The sequence below is a fragment of the Mycobacterium sp. genome (assembly GCF_040398885.1).
Lineage (GTDB): Bacteria > Actinomycetota > Actinomycetes > Mycobacteriales > Mycobacteriaceae > Mycobacterium.
Genome location: NZ_JBBATF010000018.1, coordinates 17,645 through 28,740 on the forward strand (window position 1 = coordinate 17,645; position 11,096 = coordinate 28,740).

12 protein-coding genes are annotated in these 11,096 nt (G+C 66.6%); 6 read left to right on the forward strand and 6 right to left on the reverse strand.

Going from position 1 to position 11,096, the window contains the following annotated elements:
- The first annotated feature begins 23 nt into the window (after window positions 1-23).
- Window positions 24-464 (forward strand): pyridoxamine 5'-phosphate oxidase family protein, encoded by a 441-nt coding sequence (locus ADBZ5U_RS03385; RefSeq protein WP_526262360.1) that lies wholly within the window; start codon window positions 24-26, stop codon window positions 462-464.
- A 127-nt stretch (window positions 465-591) separates the two neighbouring features.
- On the forward strand, window positions 592-3,003 hold the full coding sequence (locus tag ADBZ5U_RS03390; protein ID WP_526262362.1) for an arylsulfatase: 2,412 nt from the start codon (window positions 592-594) through the stop codon (window positions 3,001-3,003).
- Between the two features lie 64 nt (window positions 3,004-3,067).
- Here ADBZ5U_RS03390 and ADBZ5U_RS03395 read toward each other — a convergent pair whose 3' ends face one another.
- From ADBZ5U_RS03395 to ADBZ5U_RS03405, 3 genes are all read right to left on the reverse strand, one after another.
- A complete protein-coding gene (locus ADBZ5U_RS03395) occupies window positions 3,068-3,577 on the reverse strand; it encodes a GNAT family N-acetyltransferase (RefSeq protein WP_526262364.1) in 510 nt (169 codons plus the stop codon).
- A 118-nt stretch (window positions 3,578-3,695) separates the two neighbouring features.
- A complete protein-coding gene (locus tag ADBZ5U_RS03400) occupies window positions 3,696-4,856 on the reverse strand; it encodes a glycosyltransferase family 4 protein (RefSeq protein ID WP_526262366.1) in 1,161 nt (386 codons plus the stop codon).
- 75 nt (window positions 4,857-4,931) lie between these two features.
- Window positions 4,932-6,266 (reverse strand): UDP-glucose dehydrogenase family protein, encoded by a 1,335-nt coding sequence (locus tag ADBZ5U_RS03405; protein WP_526262368.1) that lies wholly within the window; start codon window positions 6,264-6,266, stop codon window positions 4,932-4,934.
- Window positions 6,267-6,434: 168 nt separating this feature from the next.
- On the opposite strand from ADBZ5U_RS03405, the gene ADBZ5U_RS03410 reads away from it, so the two are divergent.
- The 3 genes from ADBZ5U_RS03410 (at window position 6,435) to ADBZ5U_RS03420 (ending at window position 8,778) form a co-directional block, all read left to right on the forward strand.
- Window positions 6,435-7,262 carry a GNAT family N-acyltransferase gene (locus ADBZ5U_RS03410; RefSeq protein WP_526262370.1) on the forward strand — a complete coding sequence of 276 codons (828 nt, stop codon included), beginning with the start codon at window positions 6,435-6,437 and terminating at the stop codon, window positions 7,260-7,262.
- Complete coding sequence (locus tag ADBZ5U_RS03415; RefSeq protein ID WP_526262372.1) at window positions 7,262-8,104, forward strand: lysophospholipid acyltransferase family protein; 843 nt, start codon at window positions 7,262-7,264, stop codon at window positions 8,102-8,104. Before ADBZ5U_RS03410 ends, ADBZ5U_RS03415 begins: the two co-directional genes overlap by 1 nt.
- A gap of 161 nt (window positions 8,105-8,265) precedes the next feature.
- Window positions 8,266-8,778 (forward strand): CIA30 family protein, encoded by a 513-nt coding sequence (locus tag ADBZ5U_RS03420; RefSeq protein WP_526262374.1) that lies wholly within the window; start codon window positions 8,266-8,268, stop codon window positions 8,776-8,778.
- A gap of 30 nt (window positions 8,779-8,808) precedes the next feature.
- On the opposite strand, the gene ADBZ5U_RS03425 is transcribed toward ADBZ5U_RS03420, so the two are convergent.
- Complete coding sequence (locus tag ADBZ5U_RS03425; protein WP_526262376.1) at window positions 8,809-9,243, reverse strand: hypothetical protein; 435 nt, start codon at window positions 9,241-9,243, stop codon at window positions 8,809-8,811.
- A gap of 66 nt (window positions 9,244-9,309) precedes the next feature.
- Entirely contained in the window at window positions 9,310-9,486 is a 177-nt protein-coding gene (locus ADBZ5U_RS03430; RefSeq protein ID WP_526262378.1) for a hypothetical protein, read from the reverse strand.
- 132 nt (window positions 9,487-9,618) lie between these two features.
- Here ADBZ5U_RS03430 and ADBZ5U_RS03435 point away from each other — a divergent pair, with 132 nt between their 5' ends.
- Complete coding sequence (locus ADBZ5U_RS03435; RefSeq protein ID WP_526262380.1) at window positions 9,619-10,137, forward strand: ester cyclase; 519 nt, start codon at window positions 9,619-9,621, stop codon at window positions 10,135-10,137.
- Window positions 10,138-10,150: 13 nt separating this feature from the next.
- Here ADBZ5U_RS03435 and ADBZ5U_RS03440 read toward each other — a convergent pair whose 3' ends face one another.
- On the reverse strand, window positions 10,151-10,879 hold the full coding sequence (locus tag ADBZ5U_RS03440) for a carbonic anhydrase (RefSeq protein WP_526262382.1): 729 nt from the start codon (window positions 10,877-10,879) through the stop codon (window positions 10,151-10,153).
- Between the last annotated feature and the right edge of the window lie 217 nt (window positions 10,880-11,096).

An 11,096-nucleotide genomic window follows, 5' to 3' on the forward strand; every position in this document is an offset into this window, starting at 1 on the left:
CCCGCGTCGGCTAACCTCTCGCAATGCCAGGGAAACTCAGTCCGGAACAAATCGAGGCCTATCTGGACAGCCGCCCGGGCTGGGCGATACTGACCACCATCGACATGGACGGATTCCCGCACTCGGTGCCCCTCGGATACTTCCGCCTCGGCAGCGACATCGTCATGGGTGTGCGAGACGGGACACGCAAAGTCGCCAACGTCGAACGCAACCCGAACGTCAGTGTCCTGCTCGAAGACGGCTCAAGCATGGCGGACATCCGGGGAGTGATGTTCCAGGGTCACGCCCGCATCGTCCGCGAGCGAAGCGAGGCACTACAGCTCGCCAGGGAAGGCGCCCGGACACGGGGCGTGCCGGAGTCCGAGTGGCCCACCGCGCCCAGACCCGGTGCCGCCTACATCCGCATGACACCCGCCAGAACGGTGTCGTGGGATTACGCAAGTTCGACGACAGACCAGGCCTAGTCCGCCCCGCCGGTCTCGTGGCGCGGCCGCAGTAGCCGATGCCCGTCGACGCTGCGTTGACGCCCCGAGTAGGGCCGGTGAAGATAGAGCAGCAGCGATCTCTGCTCTCGACAGGAGGCAGGTTCTCGTGACCGATTCGACCGGGACTTGCGACAACCCGGCCAGCCCCGCCCGGTTCTCCCGCCGCACCCTGCTGGGCGGCATGGCCACGGTCGGCGGTGCCGCGGCCATGTCGTTGTTCGCGTCGAGTTGCGGCAAGGGAAATGAGCCGCCGGCGGCTTGGGACCGCTCGCACCTCCCGCTCCCGGACACTCCCACCGGGGGCCACGTCGGGCGTACGATCGCCGATTCGGAGATGCCGACCATTACCCCGATCCGGCCGCCGGCAGGGGCCCCGAATATCGTCGTCGTGCTGATCGACGATGTCGGCTTCGGCGCAACGGCGACCTTCGGCGGCCCGGTGCCCACCCCCGTGGCCGACGCACTGGCGGGGGAGGGGTTGCGCTACAACCGGTTCCACACCACTGCCCTCTGTTCGCCCACCCGGGGAGCGTTGCTGACCGGCCGCAATCACCACGTCGTCAACTCCGGGGCCATCACCGAGTGGGCCACCGGATTCGAGGGCTACAACAGCATAATCCCCAAGTCCTGCGCGACCGTCGCCGAGACGCTTCGGCAAAACGGATACAGCACAGCCTGTTTCGGGAAGTGGCACAACACACCGGTGTGGGAGGTCAGTTCGTCGGGCCCGTTCGACCGGTGGCCGACCGGTCTGGGTTTCGAGGAATTCTACGGCTTCATGGGTGGTGAGACGAATCAGTTCATGCCGGCCCTCTATCACGGCACGACGCCGATCGAACCCGCTGAGACCGAGAACTACCACCTGACAACGGATCTGGCCGACAGGATGATCGAGTGGGTCACCCACCAACGAAGCCTCTCACCGGACAGGCCGTTCTTCGTCTACTGGGCCCCCGGAGCCACCCACGCACCGCACCAGCCACCCGAGTCCTGGATAGCGCGATTCGCCGGGAAGTTCGACCAGGGCTGGGATGCGCTGCGCGACGAGATCTTCCAGCGGCAGAAGACCCTCGGCGTCATCCCCGCCGACGCCAGGCTGACACCGCGTCAGGAGACGATTCCGGCCTGGGACACCCTCGACGCCGACCACAAGAAGATCGCCTCGCGGTTGATGGAGGTCTACGCCGGGTTCCTGGCGCACACCGACCATGAGATCGGGCGGATCGTCGACGCGCTCAAGGGAATGGGCCAGTGGGACAACACGATGTTCGTCTATGTCATCGGCGACAACGGGGCTTCTGCCGCCGGTGGCGTCAACGGGGTGTTCAACCAGATGGTCTATACCAATGGCGCACAGGAGGACCCCTCCGTCGTCATGTCCAGACTCAGCGAGATCGGCGGACCCAAGGCCAACAACGACTACCCGGTGGGTTTCGCGTCGGCGCTGTGCACCCCGTTTCAGTTCACCAAGCAATATGCCAGTCACTTCGGCGGCACCCGCAACCCGCTGATCATCACCTGGCCTGCCCGCGTTGCCGATCGGGGCGGGTTACGTTCGCAGTTCCACCATGTGATCGACATCGCGCCGACCCTGCTCGAAGCCGCCGGCCTGCCGGCGCCGGAGGTCGTCAACGGGGTCGAGCAGCGGCCCCTCGATGGGGTCAGCATGGCCTACACCTTCGACGATCAGAAGGCTCAAGACCGCAGGACCACACAGTATTTCGAGATCATGGGTGTGCGGGGCGTCTACCACGAGGGGTGGTTCGCCTGCACCTACCACGGCAAGATTTATTGGAAGCCGGGGAAACTGCCCGAGTTCTCCGACGACAGGTGGGAGCTTTACGATCTGAACCGAGACTTCAGCCAGGCTGAGGACCTCGCCGCCCGACAGCCGCGGAAGCTGGCCGAACTCAAGGCGTTGTTCGACGAAGAGGCCGAGCGGAACTCCGTGTTTCCGTTGGATGACCGCGGCCCGTCCCGCGCGGTCGATGCCCGTCCGACCATCATGGGGGATCGCACGTCGATCACCATGGGTCCCGGCCAAGTCCGGATGCCCGAGGACATCATCCGCACCGCCTTCAATCGGTCCTACTCGATCACCGCGGATTTCGAGCCGAAGAAGGGCGCCGCCACCGAGGGGGTTCTGTTGGCCGCGGGCGGATACGTCGGCGGGATGGCGCTGTATGTCAAGGGCGGTCGGCCGACCTTCACCTACAACTACTTCGGGTCGAAATACACAACGGTCACCGGCGCCGAACCACTTCCGGCCGGCCCGACATCGGTGCGCCTGGACTTCGACTACGACGGCGGCGGTATGGGCAAAGGCGGGCTGGCGCGTCTGTCGGTCAACGGCAAAGAGGTCGGCAGGACCCGGATCGAGGCGACCATCCCGCTGGGGTTCAGCGCCGACGAGGGTCTGGACGTCGGCATCGACACCGGCACGCCCGCCTCGGACACCTATGAGGGGCTTTTCCCGTTCAATGGGACGGTCGACTCGGTCACGCTTCAGTTGCGCTGATCCTCGGCGTCGAGGCCGGCCGCAGCGCCGCACTGCCAAGCCCCGGATCAACGGAACCAGCGGTTTACGCGGGGAGCAGGACCGGGGCGTCGAGCGCCATCGCGTACACCAGACGCGGCAGGGTCGAGAGGAGCGTGCAGGGATCCTCGCAGAGCAGTGCGAAACCGGCTTTCTCGGCGTGAGCGCGCGCTGGTTCGTTCGCCTGCCGGACCAGCATCAGCGCAGTGCGCGCCCCCGATTCGCGGCCGATCCGGAGTCTCTCGTCGCGCAGCATCCTGCCCAGGCCGCACCCGACGTCCTCGACGTAAAGCCCGCCCAGGTGCGCGGTCTCACCGGCTATCCGGACGAAGGCGCAGGCCGCCACCGACTCATCTGGTCGTTCGTAGACAAGGACATGAGTGGACGGATCCCCCAGGCGCGCGTCCCATGCCTCCACGCCGTGCTCGGACCGAGCCCATGCGCGCGCGGAGGCGGGATCAGTCCACTTCGCATAGGTTCGGCTCGCGATCGGAAGGACGAAGCGGTTGAGCTTCTCGCCCTGCCCCGATTCGTACCGGCACAGCCTGTAGTTCACGGGAACGAGAATCTACTCGACGCGATCGCCGGAGATCGCCGTTCGGGCCGACGCCGGGTTGAACTTTTCCTGAACTGCGTCGAACCACGGCCCACCGGCTGACTGCGGAGCCTCGGCGTCACCCCACCCTCGCTCGACGCCAATGAGCCTCCGCGGCTCTGTCGCGCCCGCTCGTTGCCTGCACCTCGGCGTAGTGGTCGACCAGCCGGTCGCAGATCGCCGGCCAAGTTCGCCCGAGGACGCTGCGGCGGGCCGCCTGTGCGTAGCGGAGACGCTCGGCGAGCAGACGGTCAACGGATTGACCCAGCAGAGATTCGAACTTGTCCGCCGGAAGCAGCAGGCCGGTGCGAAACGGTGTGATGAGGTCGCGCGGTCCGCCGGCGTCCGGAGCGATGGCCGGCACTCCCGAGGCCAGTGCCTCCTGGACCGTCTGGCAGAAGGTCTCGTGTTCGCCGGGATGGACGAAGACATCCATGCTGGCGTACGCGGTGGCGAGTCGGCGGCCGTAGAGGGCGCCGGTGAAGATCGCCGAGGGCAGCGCGGCGCGCAGCTCGTCCCGGTCGACCCCGTCCCCGACGATGACGAGCCGCAGATCGTCGCGCCGGGCGATGACGGCGAGTCGTTCGACGTGTTTCTCGGGAGCCAGCCTGCCGACGTATCCCACGATCGGCTTGCCGTCCGGTGACCAGGTGCGCCGGAGCCGGTCGTCCCGCAGCGAGGGCGCGAAGCCGGTGATGTCCACACCGCGGGGCCAGTGGTGCACCCGCGGTACGCCGTGGGCCCGAAGATCAGCGATCGCCGATGTTGAGGGAGCCAGGGTCCGGTCGGCCCTGGAATGCAGGTGCCGTGTCCATGCCCACAACGGCCGGGCGGCCAGGGATGCGCCGTAGCTGGCGGCGAAGCCGGCGACGTCGGTCTGGTACACGGCCACCGTCGGGACGCCCAGTCGTCGGGCGGCGAGCAGACCGCCGTAGCCCAGTAACGCCGGTGAGGCCAGGTGCACCACATGGGGATCAAATCCCCTCAGCACGGTGAGCATCCGAGCCCGGGGGATCCCGAGAGGCAGCGAGGTCACTTTCGGGACCATCCGGGATGGGACGCGGTGGATGCGCACTCCGTCGTGCACACGCGCGGCGGGTGGTTCCCCGCGGGGGTTGTCCGGAGCGATGACGAGCGCCTCATGGCCGGTTCGGCGCAGATGCTCAAGCACCCGCAGTACCGAGTTGGAGACTCCATTGACGTTGGGCAGGAACGATTCCGCGACGATTGCGACTCGCACGGTTGCCAGATTCTCATCGGCGGGTGTCGGCGAGGTTTCTTTGCGGGATACGGCTGGAGGCGGGTTGCTGTCGGTTCAGCGAGTACGTGTGCCTCGTCGGCCGAGCGAGTGGACTGTCCACCCGGCCGCCGTCCAGCGTTGGACCTCAAGGCAGTTCCGTCCGTCGACCACGACTCTGGCGCGGACTGCGCCTGCGAGTTCGCGCGGATCGAGATCGACGAACTCGCGCCACTCGGTGAGCACCATGACGGCGTCGGCCCGATCACAGGCTTCCGCAACCGAAGTGGCATAGGTGAGGGTCGGGAAGAGTCGTTGCGAATTCTCCATGGCTTTGGGGTCGTACACGTTGACGGTGGCGCCGTTGAGCTGAAGCATTCCCGCGACGTTGAGCGCTGGGGAGTCGCGCACATCGTCGGACTCCGGCTTGAATGCGGCCCCCAGCACAGCGATGTTGGCGCCAAGCAGGGAGCCGCCACACGCGGTGGTGGCCAACTCCACCATGCGCGTCCGCCGGCGCATGTTGATGCTGTCGACTTCGCGGAGGAACGTCAGCGCCTGATTGGCGCCGAGTTCCCCGGCGCGGGCCATGAAAGCCCGGATGTCCTTGGGCAGGCAGCCGCCGCCGAATCCCAGCCCCGCGTTGAGGAATTGCCGGCCTATGCGTGGATCGTGACCCAGTGCGTCGGCCAGGAGGTGCACGTCGGCATCGGCGGCTTCGCACACCTCGGAAACTGCGTTGATGAAGGAGATCTTGGTCGCGAGAAAGGCGTTGGCGGAGACCTTGACCAGTTCGGCGGTCTGCAGATCGGTCAACAGGAACGGCACGCCGCCATCAAGCAGGTGCGCGTACAGGCCCCGAAGCGCCGCCTCTGCCCGTGTCGAGTCAGGTTGCACACCGACCACGATGCGGTCCGGGCGCAAGGTGTCGCGGACGGCGAAGCCCTCCCGGAGGAACTCGGGGTTCCAGGCGATCTCGACGTCGACACCGTTGGGCGCGAGGGCGCTCGCGCGGCGGGCCAGTTCGGCCGCTGTTCCCACCGGGACAGTGGACTTACCGACGATCACCGACGGCCGCGTCAGCCGCGGTGCGAGTCCGTCGATCACCGCGTGGACATGACGCAGATCCGCGCCGTACTCCCCCTTCTTCTGCGGTGTGCCGACACCGAGGAAGTGGACGTCGGCGAACTCGGCCGCCAGGTCGTAGTCGGTGGTGAACCGTAGCCGGCCGGATGCCAGATGTCCCTGGAGCATCTCCGCCAGATCCGGCTCGTAGAAGGGAATCTCGCCCGCGGAGAGTTTCGCGACCTTTCCCGGGTCGATATCGACCCCGACGACATCATGGCCCAGTTCCGCCATCCCGACCGCGTGGGTGGCGCCGAGGTAACCGGTGCCGAATACGGTGCATCGCACGGTGTCTGTATACCGACTGCAAGTGTGCCGATCGGGCTCGGGAAACGGAGCAAAAAGCCAACAGATGGTGAACACTACGGCGCCAGTAAGCTATTCGTCACAATCCGTACACCGACACAGCACCCACAGGTAGGCGTTTCGCTATCCGGCTGCGGGACTGTTCAGGTCGTGAGCACCGCTTCCGTACTCATTGCCCCCGACCAAACCGACACCCGCCGTCTCGCCGGCCCGCACTACACGCTGCTGCTGACCACGGATCCCACTTCGATCGACGCCGCGCAACGGCTTCGGTACGAGGTCTTCTCCACCGAACCAGGATTCACCCTCGACAACGACACGGCTGTCGATGCGGACCGCTTCGACGAGTACTGCGACCACATCCTGGTGCGCGAGGACAACTCCGGGGAGGTGATCGGCTGCTATCGAATGCTGCCCCCGCCGGGCGCGATCTGCGCCGGAGGGCTCTACACAGCAACGGAATTCGACATCAGAGCCCTTGACCCGATCAGGCCGTCCATGGTCGAAATGGGTCGCGCAGTCGTACGCAGCGACCACCGTAACGGGTCGGTGATCCTCATGATGTGGGCCGGCATCCTCGCCTACCTCGATCGCTGCGGCTACGACTATGTGATCGGCTGCGTCTCGGTTCCCACGCACGGCGAAGGGCCGGCCGGCAGCCGGCTGAGGGGAATTCGCGACCTCGTCCTCGGCCGGCACCGCGCCGGCTACACCGTCCACCCCTACCGGCCGGTGGTCCTCGACGGCCGCGATCTGGACAGTATCGAGCCTCCCGAACGACCGGCAGTCCCGCCGCTTATGCGGGGTTACCTACGACTCGGCGCGCAGATCTGCGGCGAGCCCGCTCACGATCCCGACTTCGGGGTGGGTGACTTCCCCACGATCCTTGATAAACGACAGGCCGACCTGCGCTACCTGCGCCGGCTGCGCTCCGCCGCCGACGGAGAGGCAACCACTGCACACGGCGGTCACCGCTGATGACCGCGGTCGATCACGCGTGGCTGCCGAGAACGTCGTGCACCGCAGAGTGCGTGCGTTCGGGACTGGGACAAAGCGGGCACCGGGCATTGGCGGCCATCCGCGCCACCCGGCGGATCGCGGTCACCGCTCTCGTCCTGACCACGCTGCCTCTGCTTGCGTTACCACTACCCGGCAACCTTCATGCCAAGAAGCTTTACTGCCGAGCGGTGATGCGTTGCCTCGGCATACGAATCACGCTCTCAGGTGGCCCTATCCGCAACCTGCGAGGCATGCTGGTCGTGGCCAACCATGTCTCGTGGGTCGACGTTTTCGCCGTCGGCGCGGTGCTGCCGGGCTCTTTCGTCGCCCGCGCTGATCTCATCGACTGGCCGGTCGTGGGACTGGCCGCACGGATGGCCAACATCATCCCCATCGAACGCCGCGACCTTCGGCAACTGCCCACCGTGGTCGACACCGTGGTCGGGCGGCTGCGCGAGGGCCACACGGTGGTCGCCTTCCCCGAAGGCACCACCTACTGCGGCCTCGACAACGGCCAGTTCCGCCCGGCGCTGTTCCAAGCCGCCATCGACGCCGACCGCCCGGTGCAGCCGCTGCGCCTGACCTACCACCACCGCGATGGCAGTCCCTCGACCGTGACGGCGTTCCTCGGCGAGGAAAGCTTGTGGGCATCGATCAAACGAATCGTCCGTGCGCCAAGGACCATCGTTCACGTCCAAGTGCGACCGCTGCAATTGCCCCAAGCCGTGCGCAGCCAGTTGGCCGCGCGCTGCCAGGCCGCGGTCCACGCCCGGTCCGGGCTCCGCGGCGCGGCGACACACTCGTTGCACCCGGCTGCGTAACCGGGCGGCCCGGCGCGGAATTCGCACAGACCGGGATCCCTCTCACGATCGTCGTCGAATACATTGACCTGATGAGAAGGTGCCGACTCGCCTCCTGCTTCGTCGTTCTCGCGTTTGCCGTCTCTACTTGCTTAAGCACCGGCTGGACCGCCAACTCGGATGTGACAACCGGCGCCGCTCTCCTCGACCTCGACGACCCGGGCGCGGTGGCCGCCTGGACGACGCTCAACGACCCCGTGATGGGCGGTCTGTCCACATCCGAGGTCAAGTTCGGCGATGGCGGCCTCAGGTTCTCGGGTTGGATCTCGCTGGAGAACAATGGCGGATTTGCCTCGGCCCGCAGTCCGGTGGACGGCGAAATCGGGCGAAAAGCGGCCGGCGCGAAGTCGTTTCGGATCCAGGCGCAGGGCGACGGCAAGACCTACGTCCTGAAGGTCGGCACTGCCGGGCAGGCGTGGTCCTACATCCAGCGGTTCCGTACCGACGCCGCCGTCTCGCGGACCTACGAACTGCCCATCGAGGGCTTCCGGCCGGTCGGCATGCGCCTCGACCCCGCACCCGGCGCGCCGCAGACTTTGGATCCCTCGGGCATCAGCCAGGTTGCGATCTACATTCTCGACAAGCAGCAGGGCCCATTCGAGCTCACCGTTCGCGCGATCGCAGCCGCGAACTGAGGACGGCCGTGCGGACGGCCGCGACTCGCCTTAGCCGGCCCGGCGGTGGGGCCGCCACCCCACGACCGTCAGGTACAGCCCGAGCAGTGCCAGTGCCACGTACCCGATACGCCAGGAGACGCCCGTGCCCAGTACGGCGTTGGCCGCGGACATGAGTGCGGCCGGGAATGCCAGCAACAGCACGCCGCGCAGCACCAGCAGCCAGCCCAGCGCCGAGACGATGATCGCCGGAGCGTCGGTCCAGTACGGGTGCATCGCGACGACGACAAGACCCAGCAGCAGGGTGATCGCGCCGCCGAACCATCCCCAGATGGGGCTGGCGGCGAAGTCCGACAGCAGGGTCTGCATCTGCGGTGCCCGGACCGCGATGGTCAGCGACGAGATGAGCAGATACGGCCCGATCACGCGGGCGAACATCCGGGTCCGATCCGAGGTGCCGATGAGTTCGTGATTGATGACGGTCATGACGGTAGGAATAGCCGTTGACCGATTCACCCAAACGCTCCTCCGACCCGGCAAAACCTCAGGGCTTCAAAGGAAGTCGGAGTCCCGACGGGGTGAGTCGTCTTCTTCGCAACCATCGTCTGCGATGTCGGCCAGGTACTCGGTGGCCGCCTCCCGACGGGCGTCGCGGTAGCGCTGCTCGCGGTCCCGCTGTTGCTGCTCAAGGGATTTGCCCCAGGTGCGGGGCCGATTCCAGCTAGCCATCCCGGGCCTCCGCCTTCTGACACTTAAATGTTTGCCGGGCGACTGGATCATACATTTGCCGACGGCGATGCCGGGCGAGGACGTAAAGTGGGCCGCCGGCCAGTTCTATGACTTCGCGAGGAAGGTCCGAGCATGGCGGATGTCGGTTCGACGGAGACCGCGAACGCGGCGAGCCTTCGCGAGATTTGGCGGCAGTTGTTCGACGAGCGTGATCTCTCAGATCCCTCCAGGTACTGGACTGACAACGGGTGCGACGACTTCCTGGCGGCGGGGCAAGCCCCGCGAGGCCCGGTCGAGTTGAAGGCATGGTTCACGGCGCAGTTCGCTGCGATGCCGGACTGGCGGATGGAGATCACCAATATCGTCGACGACGGCGCAGGTCAGCTTGCGGTGGAGTGGATCGGCACGGGCACCTTCACCGGTGCCCCCTGGCTTGGTTTTCAGCCGACCGGCCGACGGATCGTCTTCAAGGGTTGCGACGTGATCCGAATGTCGGCCGATGGCAGGATGGACCAGACCACCGTGTACTTCGACGGTGCGGCGTTCGCGCGCCAGGTCGGTATGCTTCCGCCCGCCGGTTCAGCCGCCGATCGCCTTGCCACCACCGCCTTCAACAGCTTCACCCGGCTGCGCAGCCTGATCAGAAGGTGATGGCGCCGGCGCCTCAGAGGAACTCGACCTTGCCGGTGTCGAGGTCGTAGAAGGCGCCCACGACCTTCAGCCGACCGGAGTCGAGCCGCTCCTTGAGCACCGGACTGGCGACCAGCGCCGCCTCACCGCGGCGGACCACCTCCTTGCCCGCGGCGTTGATGAGTTGGTCGTCGCTGACCCCCGTGGCCTTCATCTCTTTGACCACCGGGGTGATCGGGTCGACGATCGCCCCTATTTTGCCCGGCGAACCGCCTTCGCCGGCCTTGAGCGCCTTCACCGCGGCGGTGACCGCACCGCACTTCGAGTGGCCGAGCACCACCAGCAGCGGAACCCCGAACTCGTCGACACCGAACTCCAGCGAGCCCACCGCCGCGTCATCGGCGATCGCACCGGCGATGCGCGCATCGAACACGTCGCCCAACCCCCGATCGAAGACCAGTTCGGGCGGCACCCGGGAATCAACGCACCCGAGAACCCCGACGAACGGCTTCTGGCCCCGGGCGACGGCCAACAGGCGATCGCTGCTGAGGTTCGGCTCGACTTCTTTCATGGCCACGAACCGGGCGTTGCCCGCCTTGAGTTTTTCCAGCGCCTGATCCGGGGTGAGGTTCCCGGTGTCCTCGGTGACGGTGTGCTCGCCGTGGACCCGTCGGGCGCTGGTCCTGGAGCACCCCGCCGCGGCGAGAGCCCCGAAGCCGACGGCCGCGACGGTGAGAAAGTCGCGGCGCGCGCGTTCAGTCATTTCCGACCTCCGGTAGTAGCGGGTTTCCGGATCGCAGAGTTTAGCGAGGATCACCTCCTGAGGGGCCGATAAAGCCGAAGGTTGCCGGGGTGGACTCGCCCCCAAATCGAAGACCGGCGTGATCCAATGTGCCTCCGGGCGGCAACAGCTGACCATCAACCAGGTAGGTGGGGAGAGACCATGCTCAGCCGACGGATGTTCTTCGTAGCCGGTGCCG